The sequence below is a fragment of the Streptomyces sp. NPDC002888 genome, assembly GCF_042888465.1.
In the GTDB taxonomy this organism is placed as follows: Bacteria; Actinomycetota; Actinomycetes; order Streptomycetales; family Streptomycetaceae; genus Streptomyces.
The window spans coordinates 55,907-69,872 of record NZ_JBIAPU010000029.1 but is presented as its reverse complement, the minus strand read 5'-3'; the positions used below and the strand labels follow the sequence as shown (position 1 = coordinate 69,872).

General features: G+C 71.2%; 18 protein-coding genes. 8 read left to right on the top strand and 10 right to left on the bottom strand.

Translation table 11 applies throughout. The features are described from left to right. Positions 1 to 20 precede the first annotated feature (20 nt). The 3 genes from ACFYWX_RS36310 to ACFYWX_RS36300 all read left to right on the top strand — a co-directional run bounded on the left by ACFYWX_RS36310 (position 21) and on the right by ACFYWX_RS36300 (position 3,102). Positions 21 to 1,604, top strand: coding sequence for an ABC transporter substrate-binding protein (locus ACFYWX_RS36310; RefSeq protein ID WP_389429109.1), 1,584 nt, complete (start codon positions 21 to 23; stop codon positions 1,602 to 1,604). 91 nt (positions 1,605 to 1,695) lie between these two features. Further along, positions 1,696 to 2,379, top strand: coding sequence for a uracil-DNA glycosylase (locus ACFYWX_RS36305; RefSeq protein ID WP_389429108.1), 684 nt, complete (start codon positions 1,696 to 1,698; stop codon positions 2,377 to 2,379). A 120-nt stretch (positions 2,380 to 2,499) separates the two neighbouring features. Further along, entirely contained in the window at positions 2,500 to 3,102 is a 603-nt protein-coding gene (locus tag ACFYWX_RS36300) for a hypothetical protein (RefSeq protein WP_389429188.1), read from the top strand. 10 nt (positions 3,103 to 3,112) lie between these two features. Here ACFYWX_RS36300 and ACFYWX_RS36295 read toward each other — a convergent pair whose 3' ends face one another. Together ACFYWX_RS36295 and ACFYWX_RS36290 are read right to left on the bottom strand one after the other, a co-directional pair. Next, the gene (locus ACFYWX_RS36295; RefSeq protein ID WP_389429107.1) at positions 3,113 to 3,637 is read right to left on the bottom strand and encodes a hypothetical protein; all 525 of its coding nucleotides are present in this window, start codon (positions 3,635 to 3,637) and stop codon (positions 3,113 to 3,115) included. Between the two features lie 111 nt (positions 3,638 to 3,748). Further along, on the bottom strand, positions 3,749 to 4,261 hold the full coding sequence (locus tag ACFYWX_RS36290) for a DinB family protein (protein ID WP_389429106.1): 513 nt from the start codon (positions 4,259 to 4,261) through the stop codon (positions 3,749 to 3,751). 174 nt (positions 4,262 to 4,435) lie between these two features. Between ACFYWX_RS36290 and ACFYWX_RS36285 the strand changes: the two genes are divergently transcribed. Beyond that, entirely contained in the window at positions 4,436 to 5,347 is a 912-nt protein-coding gene (locus tag ACFYWX_RS36285; protein WP_389429105.1) for a Gfo/Idh/MocA family protein, read from the top strand. On the opposite strand, the gene lnt is transcribed toward ACFYWX_RS36285, so the two are convergent. The 3 genes from lnt to ACFYWX_RS36270 all read right to left on the bottom strand — a co-directional run bounded on the left by lnt (position 5,265) and on the right by ACFYWX_RS36270 (position 7,964). Further along, on the bottom strand, positions 5,265 to 6,830 hold the full coding sequence (gene lnt, locus ACFYWX_RS36280) for an apolipoprotein N-acyltransferase (protein WP_389429104.1): 1,566 nt from the start codon (positions 6,828 to 6,830) through the stop codon (positions 5,265 to 5,267). The two genes, ACFYWX_RS36285 and lnt, sit on opposite strands and share 83 nt — an antisense overlap. A gap of 52 nt (positions 6,831 to 6,882) precedes the next feature. Beyond that, a complete protein-coding gene (locus ACFYWX_RS36275; RefSeq protein ID WP_389429103.1) occupies positions 6,883 to 7,422 on the bottom strand; it encodes a nuclear transport factor 2 family protein in 540 nt (179 codons plus the stop codon). 80 nt (positions 7,423 to 7,502) lie between these two features. Further along, a complete protein-coding gene (locus tag ACFYWX_RS36270; RefSeq protein WP_389429102.1) occupies positions 7,503 to 7,964 on the bottom strand; it encodes a hypothetical protein in 462 nt (153 codons plus the stop codon). A gap of 91 nt (positions 7,965 to 8,055) precedes the next feature. Between ACFYWX_RS36270 and ACFYWX_RS36265 the strand changes: the two genes are divergently transcribed. Continuing rightward, positions 8,056 to 8,409, top strand: coding sequence for a MerR family transcriptional regulator (locus ACFYWX_RS36265; RefSeq protein WP_389429101.1), 354 nt, complete (start codon positions 8,056 to 8,058; stop codon positions 8,407 to 8,409). Between the two features lie 75 nt (positions 8,410 to 8,484). After that, positions 8,485 to 9,225 (top strand): SDR family NAD(P)-dependent oxidoreductase, encoded by a 741-nt coding sequence (locus tag ACFYWX_RS36260; protein ID WP_389429100.1) that lies wholly within the window; start codon positions 8,485 to 8,487, stop codon positions 9,223 to 9,225. 3 nt (positions 9,226 to 9,228) lie between these two features. Here the strand turns inward: ACFYWX_RS36260 and ACFYWX_RS36255 are convergent, their stop codons facing one another. The 4 genes from ACFYWX_RS36255 to ACFYWX_RS36240 form a co-directional block, all read right to left on the bottom strand. Further along, positions 9,229 to 9,798, bottom strand: coding sequence for a chloramphenicol phosphotransferase CPT family protein (locus ACFYWX_RS36255; RefSeq protein ID WP_389429099.1), 570 nt, complete (start codon positions 9,796 to 9,798; stop codon positions 9,229 to 9,231). A gap of 5 nt (positions 9,799 to 9,803) precedes the next feature. Next, complete coding sequence (locus ACFYWX_RS36250) at positions 9,804 to 9,983, bottom strand: hypothetical protein (protein ID WP_389429098.1); 180 nt, start codon at positions 9,981 to 9,983, stop codon at positions 9,804 to 9,806. Between the two features lie 78 nt (positions 9,984 to 10,061). Next, on the bottom strand, positions 10,062 to 10,937 hold the full coding sequence (locus ACFYWX_RS36245; RefSeq protein WP_389429097.1) for an undecaprenyl-diphosphate phosphatase: 876 nt from the start codon (positions 10,935 to 10,937) through the stop codon (positions 10,062 to 10,064). 169 nt (positions 10,938 to 11,106) lie between these two features. Next, on the bottom strand, positions 11,107 to 11,577 hold the full coding sequence (locus ACFYWX_RS36240) for a winged helix-turn-helix transcriptional regulator (protein WP_389429096.1): 471 nt from the start codon (positions 11,575 to 11,577) through the stop codon (positions 11,107 to 11,109). A 114-nt stretch (positions 11,578 to 11,691) separates the two neighbouring features. Here ACFYWX_RS36240 and ACFYWX_RS36235 point away from each other — a divergent pair, with 114 nt between their 5' ends. Then, entirely contained in the window at positions 11,692 to 12,861 is a 1,170-nt protein-coding gene (locus ACFYWX_RS36235) for a thiolase family protein (RefSeq protein WP_389429095.1), read from the top strand. Between the two features lie 52 nt (positions 12,862 to 12,913). Here ACFYWX_RS36235 and ACFYWX_RS36230 read toward each other — a convergent pair whose 3' ends face one another. After that, a complete protein-coding gene (locus ACFYWX_RS36230) occupies positions 12,914 to 13,684 on the bottom strand; it encodes a TVP38/TMEM64 family protein (protein WP_389429094.1) in 771 nt (256 codons plus the stop codon). 37 nt (positions 13,685 to 13,721) lie between these two features. On the opposite strand from ACFYWX_RS36230, the gene ACFYWX_RS36225 reads away from it, so the two are divergent. Further along, entirely contained in the window at positions 13,722 to 13,913 is a 192-nt protein-coding gene (locus ACFYWX_RS36225) for a hypothetical protein (RefSeq protein WP_389429192.1), read from the top strand. Positions 13,914 to 13,966 lie beyond the last annotated feature (53 nt).

Genomic DNA, 13,966 nt, shown 5'->3' with positions numbered 1-13,966 from the left:
GCAGATCGAGGAGCGTGCGCGTGTTCAACCGGAACCGATGCCTGCGGCAGATGGCGGCTGTCGTGTCCATATCCCTCGCGACCGGATGTGGTGTTTTCGGGGACGAGGGGTCCGACGAGGCGGGGCCGATCGTCGTGGGCACGACCAGCTCTCCCAGCACGCTGGACCCCGCCGCCTCCTGGGACGGCTCCTGGGAGCTGTTCCGCAACGTCTACCAGACGCTCCTCGCCTACCCGGTCGGGGCGGCGGCTCCCGAGCCGGACGCGGCCAGGAGCTGCGAGTTCACCGACGACTCCAACCGCACCTACCGGTGCGAGCTGCGCGAGGGCATGACCTTCTCCGACGGCCACAAGCTCGACGCGCAGGCCGTCAAGTACTCCATCGACCGGATCCGGAAGATCAACGTCTCCGGCGGCCCCGCCGGACTCCTCGGCAGCCTCGATCGCGTCCAGGTGCGTGGCGACCGCGAGGTGACCTTCCACCTCAACCAGACCGACGCGACCTTCCCGTTCGTCCTCGCCACGCCGGCCATGTCCATCGTCGACCCCGAGGACTACCCGGCCGACCGACTGCGCCAGGACGGCGACATCAGCGGCTCCGGGCCCTACCGGCTCGCCTCGTACGACGAGGGCAAGAAGGCCGAACTCGTCGGCAACGACAAGTACAAGGGCTTCGCGGAGCGCAAGAACGACGCGGTGACCATCCGCTACTTCCAGGACTCCGGCGCCATGGTCAAGGCGCTGCGGTCCAAGCAGATCGACGTGACCTATCGCGGTCTCGGCGCCGACGACATCGTCGCTCTGGAGAAGAAGGGCCCGGACGCCGATGGCCTCGACCTGGTCGAGGGCTCGGGCACCGACATCAACTACCTGGTGTTCAACCCCAAGGACCCGTGGGCGAGAAAGAAGGCCGTCCGCAAGGCCGTCGCCCAGATCGTCGACCGCCCGGCGATCACGCACAAGATCTACAAGGACACCGTGGACCCGCTCTACTCCATGGTGCCGAAGGGCCTCACCGGCCACACCACCGCCTTCTTCGACGACTACGGCGACCCGGACACCGGCAAGGCCCGCAAGCTCCTCACCGACGCCGGCATCACCGAGCCGGTCCCGCTCACCCTCTGGTACACCACCGACCGCTACGGCTCCGAGACCGCCACGGAGTTCAAGGAGCTCAAGCGGCAGCTGGACGCCTCCGGTTTGTTCAGGATCACTCTCAAGAGCCGCCCCTGGAAGACCTACGTGGCGGGCTACCAGAAGGGCGAGTACCCGGTGTTCGGGCGCGGCTGGTTCCCCGACTTCCCGGACGCCGACAACTTCATCGCGCCGTTCGTCGGCGAGCAGAACGCGCTCGGTACGCCCTACGAGTCGCCCCAGATCACCAAGGTGCTGCTGCCCCGCTCCCGGCAGCAGAGCGACCGCGCCGAGGTGGAGGAGGACTTCGACGAGGCCCAGCAGATCCTCGTGAACGACGCGCGGCTGATCCCGCTGTGGCAGGGCAAGCAGTTCCTGGCCGTGAACGAGGACGTCTCCGGTGCCGAGCGCGCGCTGGACCCGTCGACCATCATGATGGTGTGGGAGCTGTCCCGGAAGACGAGCTGGTAGGACGCCGGGCGACGGTCCGGGCGGCCGGTTGTCAGTGGCCGCCTGTAGGTTCTGTGGCCTGGAACCGACCGTACGACTGAAGGACGTTGACGTGACCGACACCTCCATGCTGCCCGAGTCCTGGCGCGGGGTCCTGGGCGAGGAGCTCCAGCAGCCCTACTTCAAGGAGCTGACGGAGTTCGTCGAGGAGGAGCGGGGCAGGGGGCCCGTCTACCCTCCGCGCGAGGAGGTGTTCGCCGCGCTCGACGCGACGCCGTACGAGCAGGTCAAGGTCCTGGTCCTCGGTCAGGACCCCTACCACGGCGAGGGCCAGGGCCACGGCCTGTGCTTCTCGGTGCGCCCCGGCGTGAAGATCCCTCCGTCGCTGCGCAACATCTACAAGGAGATGCACGCGGAGCTGGGCACGCCGATCCCGGACAACGGCTATCTGATGCCGTGGGCCCAGCAGGGCGTGCTGCTGCTCAACGCGGTGCTCACCGTCCGCTCCGCCGAGGCGAACTCCCACAAGGGCAAGGGCTGGGAGAAGTTCACCGACGCGGTCATCCGCGCGGTGGCCGACCGGCCCGACCCGGCGGTGTTCGTCCTGTGGGGCAACTACGCCCAGAAGAAGCTCCCGCTCATCGACGAGTCCCGTCACGTGGTGGTCAAGGGCGCGCACCCCTCCCCCCTCTCGGCGAAGAAGTTCTTCGGCTCCCGTCCGTTCACCCAGATCAACGAGGCGGTGGCGCAGCAGGGCCACACCCCGATCGAATGGACGATCCCGAACCTGGCCTGACGCCTGGGGGCGGGGGCGTCCTCGGGTGGATGGCTCCCGGGCCGGTGCCGCCTGATCGGGTTCGGCGGCGGGTGCCGTTAGCGTCGTCGCAGAACAGTCGACGTGGGCGCGGAGGGCGCGGTGGCGGAGCGGCAGGGGCAGACGGCGCCGGACGCGGTGTTGACGCGGATCGGGCAGGTCGTGATGTTGCATCACGGAGGGGACCGCGAGGAGGCCCGGCGCCGCTTTCTGGAGCTGTGGGCGGAGATCGGCGAACACGGCGCCCCACTGCACCGCTGCACCCTGGCGCACTACCTTGCCGACACCCAGGACGACCCCGCGGACGAACTCGCCTGGGATCTCAGGGCGCTGACGGCCGCCGAGGAACTCACCGACGGCCGGCTCACGGGGGAGAAGCACGAGCCCGAGGGTGCCTCGGCGGTACGGGCGCTCTACCCGTCGCTGCACCTGAACCTCGCCGCCGACTACGTGAAACTCGGCCGCCGCGAAGCCGCCCGCGTCCACGTACGCCGGGCCCGCGGCGCGGCCGGCGCCCTGGGCGAGGACCGCTACGGCGACGGCGTGCGGGCGGCGATCAGCCGACTGGAGTCACGGTTGGAGTCACGGCCGGACCCACGGCCAGGGGAGGAGGACGGCTCCGGCGGCGACCCTGGCGACGGTCCCGGCGGGGGCCCCGGTGGGAGCGGCGGCGGGAGTTGGGGGCCGCCGCGTCAGCGACCGTAGAAGCAGCGCGTCAACGGCCGTACGTCTGGTCGCAGATCGTCGCCTCCTGGCTGCCCTGTCGCCAGCCGCCGTACTTCCTGCCGAGGGAGCAGACGTCGGAGTCCTTGGGGGCCGGCTTGGAGACGTCGGGGATCTCGGTGCGTGGCCGGGGGTGCCGGTGCTGCTCCGGGTGATGGGGGCCTCGGGGCTGTGGGTGGGGATGCGGGTGCTGGTCGTGGTGCTGCTTCGGGTGGGGGTGTGCGCGGTGGGACGGGGGGTGGTGCGGTGCGGCGGGTGCCTCGGCCGGGTCGGGAGGGGTGGGCTCGGTCCGCCGGGGCGGACCGACCATCTCCAGCGCCTCGCGTGCGGGCGCCTGCACGATCTGCGGCTGCGACTCGGGTGCAGGCGGCGGCACCACGGGCTGCGGGGGCACGGACGGCCTGGCCGGTGCCGACGGCTGCACGGGCGCGGGCGGCTGCTGGATCGTCACGCAGCCGGCGAGGGCCGAGACGGCCACGGTGACCAGGAGCGTTGCGGTGGTCGTCGTTCGATGCACCCGCGTCACTCTGGTGGGTCAGGCATCCCGAGGCCCAGCGGACGAGCGGACAATGCCCCACACGGGTGATCCGTACCCCCGTACGAGGGATGCGGGCCCGCCGTGCTGACGTCAGTGGCCGGTCGCGCCGTCGATGCGTTCGCGGATCAGATCGGCGTGCCCGTTGTGACGCGCGTACTCCTGGATCATGTGCGTGTAGATCCAGCGCAGGCTGAAGGGCTCGTCGGTGAACCTGCTCGGACCCTTGGAGAGATCGTCCAGTCCGAAGCCGGCCGCGTACCGCCGGGCGACCTCGATCTCGGCCTGCCAGGTGGCGTGGGCCTCCTGCCAGGTGTCCGCCTCGGTGAGACGGAAGTCGCCGTCCTGGTCCTCGGCGCGGGGGTAGATCGGCCCCTGGTCGTCGCCCACGAGCACCTTGCGGAACCAGGCGCGCTCCACCTCGGCCATGTGCCGCACCAGGCCCATCAAGGACAACGCGGACGGCTCGACCGAGGCGGTCCTGAGCTGGGCGTCGGTCAGTCCTGCGCACTTCGACGCCAGGGTCTGCCGGTGGTGGTCCAGCCAGCCCTCCAGCATGGTCCGTTCGTCGGCGTTCAGGGCGGGTCGACTGCGCTGCGTCGTCATGTCCGCATCGTGGCCCAACTCGACTGAACCGACCACGCGTTTCCACGCCCGCCCGCCCGGGCGACCAGCGACAGCACCTGCCCTGCGGCGGCCACCGCGGCCGCCGTATGCTGCCGTGGAAGCAGGCGCGGACCAGCAGTGAGCCAGCAGTGAGCAAGCAGTGAGGGAGCCCCCGTGAAGGTCGGCTGCATCGGACTCGGTGACATCGCGCAGAAGGCGTACCTGCCGGTGCTCGGCGTGCAGCCCGGGATCGCACTGCACCTGCAGACCCGGACGCCGGCGACCCTCACCCGGGTCGCCGACAGCCTGCACCTGCCCGACGCGCAGCGGCACCCGGACCTCGACTCCCTGCTCGCCCAGGACCTCGACGCCGCCTTCGTGCACGCGCCGACCGCGGCCCACCCCGAGATCGTGAGCCGGCTGCTGGAGGCGGGCGTACCGACATACGTCGACAAGCCGCTGGCGTACGAACTGGCTGAATCCGAGCGGTTGGCGGCGCTCGCCGAGGAGCGCGGTGTCTCCCTCGCCGTCGGGTTCAACCGGCGCCACGCCCCGGCCTACGCGCAGTGCGCCGACCACCCGCGCGAGCTGATCCTGATGCAGAAGAACCGCGTCGGGCTGCCCGAGGAACCGCGCACGATGATCCTCGACGACTTCATCCACGTCGTCGACACGCTGCGCTTCCTGGTGCCCGGGCAGGTCGACGACGTGACCGTGCGCGCCCGTGTCGAGGGCGGGCTGCTGCACCACGTCGTGCTCCAGCTCTCCGGGGAGGGGTTCACCGCGCTCGGGGTGATGAACCGGCTCAGCGGCTCGGCCGAGGAGATCCTGGAGGTCTCCGGGCAGGACACCAAGCGTCAGGTGCTCAACCTCGCCGAGGTGATCGACCACAAGGGCCAGCCGACCGTGCGGCGGCGGGGCGACTGGGTGCCGGTCGCCCGCCAGCGCGGTATCGAGCAGGCGGTCCTCGCGTTCCTGGACGCCGTGCGCGCGGGCAGGCTGCTCAGCGCCCGGGACGCACTGGCGACCCACGAACTGTGCGAACGGGTGGTACGTGCGGTGCGGGAGCGCGCCGGCGCAGCCTGACCGCCCGTCCGCCCTCCAGCAGCGCCACGGCGGCGAGCACCAGCAGGGCCACGTGCGCCGGCCAGTCACCGAAGCGGACGTACGGGGTGACACCGTCGGCCAGCGGTACGTCGTAGACGGCGGTCGTGCTCGTGTCCGTCCCCAGCCAGGATCCGATGCGTTCCCCGCTGGGGCCGTAGACGGCGGATACGCCCGTCAGCGTCGCGTGCACCATCGGACGGCCGGTCTCCGCGGCGCGCAGCGCGGCGAGCGAGGCGTGCTGCTCGGGGGCCCAGCTGTGCTGGAACGTCGACGTGGACGACTGCCCGACCAGCACGTCGGCGCCGTCCTTGGCGAGGTGCCGGGTCATGTCGGGGAACGCGGTCTCGAAGCAGACCATCGGGCCGATGCGCAGCCCGCGCCCGGCGTCCATCACCACCTGCTCGGTTCCGCGCCGGCGGTCCTCTCCGGCCGCCTTCCCGACGGAGGACGCCCAGCCGAGCAGTGAGCGGGCCGGGATGTACTCGCCGAAGGGGACGAGCCGCATCTTGTCGTAGCGGTCGCCGGTGAGGCCGTCGGGGCCGACCAGGATGGAGCTCTTGTAGATGCCGGGCCGGTCGGAGCGGCGGGCGTCCACGTTGACGAGGATCTCCGCGCCGGTCTCGCGGGACAGGGCCGCGATGCGACGGGCCAGGGCGGGCCGGTCCTCGAGGTCGTAGCCGACACTGCTCTCGCCCCAGACGATCAGGTCGACGCCCCGCCCGGCGAGTTCCCGGGTCAGCCGCTCCTCGCGGTCGAACCGGCGGTCGGCGCCGTCGAGGACGCCGGCCTGGACGACGGCTATCCGGGCCCGGCCGTCGGTGTCGGGGCGCGGCGACCACACCCAGGCAGCCGAGGTCGCGGCGGCCGTGGCGACCAGACCGGCCACGGCCGGCACCCGGGATTCGCGCACCGCGATGAGAATCACGACCGCGACGTTGACGGCCACCACCAGGAAGCTCAGCAGCCACACCCCGCCGACCGAGGCCAGCCGCAGCGCGGGCTCCACCGTCCACTGACTGGAGCCGAGCATCCCCCAGGGGCCGCCGAGCCCCTGCCAGGAGCGGACGAGTTCGATCGCGAGCCAGCCCGACGGCAGCACGACCAGGGCGGCCGCCGTCCGCCCCCGTGAGGCGCCACCGCCCAGAAAGCGGCGTACGAGGACGCCCCACGGCGCCCACAGCACGCCGAGCAGCACCGCGATGACCAGGGTGAACACATGCAGGAACGGCATCAGCCAGTGGTGCATGGCCAGCATGAAGCCGACCCCGCCCCACCAGCCGTCGTATGCCGCCCGCCGCCAGGCCGGCGCGGTGCGCGTGAGCAGGATCCAGGGGACCAGGGCTATGGGCGCGAACCACCAGAGGGACGGGGCGGGGAACGCGAGGACGGGCAGGGTGCCGGACAGCGCGGCGACGGCCGAGCGCCGCCACGGGGAGGTGAGCCAGTGGTCGAACGTCTTCATATGGCGTCTCTTCTACCCAGCGGGTGGCTCCAGTGTGCGCCTCGGAGACGATCTACGACACTTGGCCCTCCGGATCCGGCCACTGATGGGAGGGCCTGACCGCCCGGTCGCCCACCGGTGCCGCGGGCCGGCCGGGCAGGCGGCGCCACTTCTCCTGGACGACCACCTCGCTCAGCCGCCACCCGTCGTCCGTGCGCCGCAGCCCGAAGGCGTAGCGGCCGCCGCACACGAAGTCGGGGGCCGCGCCGTCGCCGTCGCCGTCGGAGGCGAACCGCATCGGATTGACGTAGTCGGCCCGGACCAGGGCGGTGTCCCCGGTGTCCCGTTCCAGTACCCCGAACCGCACCCTGCGGTTCACGATCAGATGCTGGCGCATCGGAAACATCCGCATGCTCTCCGCCAGCCACGCGGCGACCTTCCCCGAATCTCCCTCGATGCCGCCGGCCGAGCGGTAGTCCGCCCGGCCGTCCGGGGTGAACAGCCCCCGGTACGCCTCCCAGTCCCCGTCGTCGACAGCCACCGCGTAGTCGGTGATCAGCCCGTCCACGGCCAGCCGGTCCATCACGGTAGCGAGTTCCACACGCTGCGTCATGGGCTGAGTGTTGGCCATACGCCCCGTCGAGCCAAGAGGCATGCGTCTGTTTCGGTGACCCCCGCCATGTCCCCCGGGGGTCAGCGACTCGTCGCGCCGAGCGGGCGCCCGTCCTCGACCAGGTCCGTCTGCCGGCCGCGCACCCACGGCACGAGCTGGACCACGCCGAGCGCCACTTCGACGCCGAAGAACAGCCACACGATCCGCGACGCACCGTGCGCCAGCGCGTACGCCTGCCACGTCGCGAACAGCACGCGCGCGACGCCGTCGAACAAGCCGTGCGCCGCCACCGGTCTCACGACGCGCAGAACGGCCCAGACGACCACCACGGAGCCCATCAGATTCGCGTACAGGGTCTGCCACGGGTCGAGTTCGGGCAGCGTGCCCAGCCCGAGCGCGCCGCCCCACGACGACAGCGCGTCGTGCACCAGCGCGTAGGTCCACGGCGTCGCGAATCCCGCCGTGACGACGAGGTCGTACCAGGCGCTCGCGCGTACGACGCGGAGGTAGGCGGACTGTGAGGGGGCGAGAAGACGGTTCACGGAGAGGCTCCTGACGGTCTCGTGGTGGCGACGCCTCACGCTAAACAGTGGAGTACGCTCCAAGGTCAAGCCCAAGAACCGACGGAGGGTCATGCGCATCGGTGAGCTTGCCGCGCAGGCCGGCATGACCAGGGACACGATCCGGTTCTACGAGAAGGTCGGCCTCGTCGAGGGGCGACGACTGGCCAACGGGTATCGCGACTTCCCGCCCGAGACGGTGGCCTGGCTGCACTACGTCCGCACCGCGCAGGCGTTGGGCTTCTCCTTGGCCGAGATCGCACGGCACGGCGAGGAGCTGCGCGGCGCGCCGGACACCGCGGACGCGTTGTCGGCCCTGTTCGAGGAGAAGATCCAGGTCATCGACGCCCGGATGGCCGAACTCGCTACACTGCGAGCAGAATTGGCCACGCGCGTCGGTGCGGGCTGCCCCCTGCGGCCCAGCTGAGCCGTGGGCTTCCGCGGCCTCACCGGCGTGGCAGCGTCTGCTGGAGCTGCCGTCCCGGGGAAGCCGGAGGTTCGCATGACCCGTCCCGTCACGGTCGTCACCGGTGGCAGCCGGGGGATCGGCGCCGCGACCTGCCTGCGTCTCGCGGCGGACGGGCACGACGTGGCGGTGGGGTACGTCCGGGACAGCGCGGCCGCCGAGGTGGTGGCGGACGGGGTGCGCGGGGCCGGCGGACGCTGTGTCACCGTGCGGGTCGACACGTCGGTCGAGGCGGACGTGGAGCGGCTCTTCGCCACGGCGGAGCGGGAGTTGGGGGCGGTGACCGGGCTGGTGAACAACGCCGGGGTGACCGGGCCGCTGGGACGCCTCGCCGACGCCGACCCCGCCGATCTGCGCCGGGTCGTCGACGTCAACCTCCTCGGCACGCTGCTGTGCGCCCGGCGCGCGGCCCAGCTCATGACGCTCCGCGGTGACGGCGTGATCGTCAATGTCTCCTCGGCGGCCGCCACGCTCGGCAGTCCCGGCGACTACGTCCACTACGCGGCGACCAAGGCGGCCGTCGACGCCCTCACCCTGGGCCTGTCCAAGGAGCTCGGCCCGCACGGCATCCGCGTCAACGCGGTCGCACCCGGCATGATCGACACCGAGATGCACGCGGCGATGGGCGACCCGGACCGCGCGCAGCGGGCCTCCGCCGCGATTCCGTTGCGCCGCCCCGGGCAGGCCGAGGAAATCGCCGCCGCCGTGGCCTGGCTGATGTCCCCGGACGCTTCCTACACGACGGGCGCGGTGCTGCGGGTGGCCGGCGGGCGCTGAGCGTCAGGCCGCCGCGCGCAGCTTCTCGAACGCCGTCGGGGTGGGGCGGTCGGGCAGGAAGTCCCTGATGCGGCGGGCGCAGGCGAGCGGGTCCAGGCGGCTCGTGTCGCACTCGACGTCGTAGACGCCATGGGAGTGGACCTGCTCCAGTTGCCGCGCCGCGAGCCCGCTCGGCCGGTCGCCGCGGGCCTGCTCCCGCCGCTCCAGCTCCTCCAACGGGCAGCGCACGCCGACGAGAACCACGTCCTGCGGCACGAACAACGACAGACAGTCCCGCAGCCGCCACTCGGCGCTCAGCACATGGTCCACGACGACGTTGTTGCCGGCGGCGGCCATCCCGGCGACCGCGCGGTGGAAGCCCTGCCAGGTCCGGTGCAGGACGGCGCCGAGCCGGTCGGGCGCGACGGGACGGCTCGAACGCATCGCGTGGAACGCGTCGACGGCCATGTGGAAGTACGGCTCGTCGAGTTCCCGCAGCAGCTCGGCGGCGATGCTCGACTTGCCCGAACTGGATGTGCCGTTGAGGAAGATGATCAGGCCGCGGCGCGGCGGGACGCTGTCCAGGTGTTCCACGAAGCTCAGGCCGCCGTGATGATCTCGCCGCGGATCGCCGCCGCCCACTCCACCACCAACAGCTCGTACTCCGCGCGCTCCTGGGCCGAGAGGGATCCGCCCGCGCGCTGCCAGAGCGCGCGGATCTGCTCGTTCACTTCTTCGGCAGACCGCACGGAACCAAGGGCAAGGGATTGGGGGGCCATGCGGACAAGCGTAGGGGCAAGCACTGACCGTGCGCTACCGGGCCGCTACGCAATCCGTATGGGCTTGGTCACGGGCGCTCAGCCCGCCGACTCCGCCGCGTGCGGGCTCAGTGCGCCCGTCGCCACCAGGACGATGATCAGGATGCCGAGCGCGATGCGGTACCAGACGAACGGCATGAAGCTCTTGTTCGAGATGAACTTCATGAACCAGGCGATGACGGCATATCCGGTCACGAAGGCGATCACCGTCGCGAAGATCGTCGGCCCCCACGACACGTGGTTGCCCTCCATCGCGTCCTTGAGCTCGAAGGCCCCGGAGGCCAGCACCGCGGGGATGGCGAGCAGGAAGGAGTAGCGGGCCGCGGATTCGCGACGGTAGCCCATGAAGAGGCCGCCGCTGATCGTGGCGCCGGAGCGGGAGACGCCCGGGATGAGTGCGCAGGCCTGGCAGAGGCCGAAGATCAGGCCGTCCTTGACGCTCAGGTCCTCCAGGGATTTGCGCTGCTTGGGTGCGCGGTGCTTGCCGCCCGCCTCGTCGCGCGCGGCCAGCCGGTCGGCGATGCCGATGATGACGCCGACGACGATCAGCATCGTCGCGGTGATCCGCAGATCGCGGAACGGGCCCTCGATCTGGTCCTTCAGCGTCACACCGAGCACGCCGATCGGAATCGAGCCGACGATCACCAGCCAGCCCATCTGGGCGTCGTGGTCGCTGCGCATCGTCTTGTCGAACAGCGAGCGGGTCCACGCCGAGATGATCCGGCCGATGTCCTTGCGGAAGTAGATCAGCACCGCGGCCTCCGTGCCGATCTGGGTGATCGCCGTGAAGGCGGCACCCGGGTCCTTCCAGCCCGAGAAGGCGGCGGTCAGCCGCAGGTGCGCGCTGGAGGAGACCGGCAGGAACTCGGTCAACCCCTGGACGAGTCCGAGGATGAGGGATTCAAACCAAGACATGAAGTTACTGAGTCCAAGTGCCGATCGTGGAAAAGGAGATGGACACACCGGGCCGCCGCGTGCGGTGATCGCGGGGTGTCGAAGGGCAGCGTAGCGGTCCGATGTGACAGGCGGGGAACAGGGGTTCCCCGGACGGCCGGGCCACGACGGGCTCTCGCCGGCCTCGGACCTATGTCATCGACGGTCCCGCCACCGTCCAGCCCGCGGCCTGGGGGTGGGCGGTCAGGTCGTCGTGGTGGACGGGGCTGCCGCAGGACTCGCAGGTCACGACCGGGACCAGTTCGTTGCCGCAGGTGTGCTCGATCACCATGGGGCGGTCGTCGTCCTTTTGGAGGTGGCGGTCGCCCCACGCCATGAGGGTCATCAGGACCGGCTCCAGTTCGAGGCCCGCCTGTGTGGGCCGGTACTCGAAGCGCTGCGGGCGCTCGCTGTAGGCCCGCTTCGTCAGGATCCCGGCGTCGACGAGGCGGCGCAGCCGGGTGGCCAGGATGTCGCGCGGGGCACCGATGTTGCGCACCAGCTGGTCGAAACGGCCGTTGCCCAGGCACACCTCGCGCAGGACGAGCAGGGAGTACTTCTCGCCGACGAGCGCCAGGGCGTCGGCGATGGAACAGGGGCGCGGGTCCTTGGGGGCGGCCATGCGGCCCAGTCTAGGGGAGGGTTTGGTTCTCCAACTTATGGGTTTGATTTCCCAACCCGCAGGGCTATGGTGAGTTTGGATTTCCTACTCACCAGTAGTCGCGGAGGCCCGCACATGCGTGACGCAGTCATCGTCGAAGCCGTACGCACTCCCATCGGCAAGGGCAAGCCGAACGGCTCCCTCGCGCACGTCCACCCCGTCGAACTCCTCGCCCACACCCTGCGCACCCTTGTCGAACGCTCCGGCGTCGACCCGGCGCTCATCGACGACGTCATAGGCGGCACCGTCGACCAGGTCGGCGAACAGGCCATGAACACCACCCGCTACGCCGTCCTGTCGGCGGGCTTCCCCGAGACGGTCCCCGCCACCACGGTGGACCGCCAGTGCGGGTCCTCCCAGCAGGCCGTGCACTTCGCCGCCCAGGGAGTCATCTCCGGCGCGTACGACATCGTCGTCGCCTGCGGGGTCGAGTCCATGAGCCGCGTGCCGATGTGGTCGAACGTGCCGCCCGGCAAGGACCCCTTCGGCCCCGGAGTCGCCGAGCGCTACCGGGAGGGCCTCGTCCCGCAGGGCATCAGCGCCGAGCTCATCTCCGCCAAGTGGTCCCTCACCCGCGAGCGGATGGACACCTTCGCCGTCTCCTCGCACCACAAGGCGGCCGCCGCCTGGGCCGCGGGCCTCTTCGACGCCGAGGTCGCGCCCCTGGAGGGCGTCACCCGCGACGAGTGCGTACGCCCGGGCAGCACCCCCGAGACCCTCGCCGGCCTCAAGCCCGCCTACCACGACCCCGGTTTCGCCGAACGCTTCCCGCAGATCGAGTGGAACGTCACCGCGGGTAACGCCAGCCCGATCAACGACGGCGCCTCCGCGGTCCTCATCACCTCCAGCGACACCGCGGCCCGCCTCGGGCTGCGCCCGCTGGCCCGCCTGCACAGCTTCGCCGTCACCGGTTCCGACCCCCTCCTCATGCTCACCGGCGTGATCCCCGCGACCGAGCAGGTGCTGCGCCGGGCGCGCCTGACCCTCGACGACATCGACCTGTTCGAGGTCAACGAGGCGTTCTCCAGCGTGGTCCTGGCCTGGCAGCAGGAGACGGGCGCCGACCTCGCCAAGGTCAACGTGAACGGCGGCGCGATCGCCCTCGGCCACCCGCTCGGCGCGAGCGGCACCCGCCTGACGACGACGCTCGTCCACGCCATGCGGGAACGCGGCGCCCGCTACGCCCTGCAGACGATGTGCGAAGCGGGAGGACTCGCCAACGCGATGATCCTGGAAGCCGTATAAGCCACGTAAGTCGTGTAAGCCACGTAAGTCGTGTAAGCCGTGTGACGGGCGGTCAGCGCAGGCGCAGCTGATGACGCTTGCGCCACGCCACCACCGCGCCCACCAGCGCCGGTGCGGCGATGCAGGCCATCGCGATCAGGAAGGCCGGCGACGTCGGCGTGGCCGCACGGGCGCCGGCGACGACGTATGCGGCGGTGTTCGGGATCGACCCGAGCGCCGTCGCGAGCAGGAACGCCGGCCAGCTCATCCGGGAGACCGCGGCGCAGTAGTTCGCGGCCCAGAACGGCACCCCGGGGAAGAGCCGCGCAACCAGCATCGACCGGAAGCCGTGCCTGCTGAGCTGCCCGTCCGCGGCCTTCAGCCACCGGCCCCGCAGCAGCGGCCGCAGCGCGTCCTGCCCGAGGATCCGGCCCAGACCGAAGGCCAGCCCCGCCCCGAGCACCGTGCCCGTGAGCGCGGCGCCCAGCCCGAACTGCGAGCCGAACAGCGCGCCCCCGGCGAGGTTCAGCAGCGGCCGCGGCACGAACGCCACGGTGCACAACCCGTACGCCGCCGCGAACACCAGGGCCGCCGCGGTGCCGCCCCACTGCGGTGGCCAGCCGTCCGACAGCACTCTCTGCGGTTCGAAGAGCAGCACGGTCGAGGCGGCCCCGGCCAGCAGCGCGACGAGCAGCGAGAAGCGGGCCCACGGCGACATCAGGACTCTCGTGCCGCGCGCGGCGAGGCCGACGGGTGCCGGTGGTGCGGCGACGGGCACGGGATCGGCGACGGCCCGGGGGGTGGCCGTAGCGGTGCCGCCAGAGCGGGTGGTGGCATCGAACATCCGGCGACCCTAACCGACATATGTGTGTGATCGCCGTATGGAACGTCTCACCCCCGTCACTGAACGCCCGTCCCGCGCCCCCGAAAACCATTCGACGCGGCGTGCGCCGTCGGCGATGATCGGCGTCATGTTCCGGTACGCCTTCCTCCTCGCAGCATCCGCGGTCGCGGATGCTCCGAAGGCTGCCGTTCCCTTTCTCGTGGCCGCTGTCGACGGCGCCCGAAGCTGACCCTCCCCGGATCGTCCGGCGGACCCCGCAGGGGGAGGGTCGGCAAGTCCTTG

Excerpts from the sequence above, each read along its gene's own strand:
- ACFYWX_RS36290 (WP_389429106.1), bottom strand. The coding sequence starts at position 4,261 with ATGACGACGCAGCGCAGTCGACCCGCCCTGAACGCCGACGAACGGACC.
- lnt (WP_389429104.1), bottom strand. The coding sequence starts at position 6,830 with ATGAAGACGTTCGACCACTGGCTCACCTCCCCGTGGCGGCGCTCGGCC.
- ACFYWX_RS36275 (WP_389429103.1), bottom strand. The coding sequence starts at position 7,422 with ATGACGCAGCGTGTGGAACTCGCTACCGTGATGGACCGGCTGGCCGTG.
- ACFYWX_RS36265 (WP_389429101.1), top strand. The coding sequence starts at position 8,056 with ATGCGCATCGGTGAGCTTGCCGCGCAGGCCGGCATGACCAGGGACACG.
- ACFYWX_RS36260 (WP_389429100.1), top strand. The coding sequence starts at position 8,485 with ATGACCCGTCCCGTCACGGTCGTCACCGGTGGCAGCCGGGGGATCGGC.
- ACFYWX_RS36250 (WP_389429098.1), bottom strand. The coding sequence starts at position 9,983 with ATGGCCCCCCAATCCCTTGCCCTTGGTTCCGTGCGGTCTGCCGAAGAA.
- ACFYWX_RS36245 (WP_389429097.1), bottom strand. The coding sequence starts at position 10,937 with ATGTCTTGGTTTGAATCCCTCATCCTCGGACTCGTCCAGGGGTTGACC.
- ACFYWX_RS36240 (WP_389429096.1), bottom strand. The coding sequence starts at position 11,577 with ATGGCCGCCCCCAAGGACCCGCGCCCCTGTTCCATCGCCGACGCCCTG.
- ACFYWX_RS36235 (WP_389429095.1), top strand. The coding sequence starts at position 11,692 with ATGCGTGACGCAGTCATCGTCGAAGCCGTACGCACTCCCATCGGCAAG.
- ACFYWX_RS36230 (WP_389429094.1), bottom strand. The coding sequence starts at position 13,684 with ATGTTCGATGCCACCACCCGCTCTGGCGGCACCGCTACGGCCACCCCC.
- ACFYWX_RS36225 (WP_389429192.1), top strand. The coding sequence starts at position 13,722 with ATGGAACGTCTCACCCCCGTCACTGAACGCCCGTCCCGCGCCCCCGAA.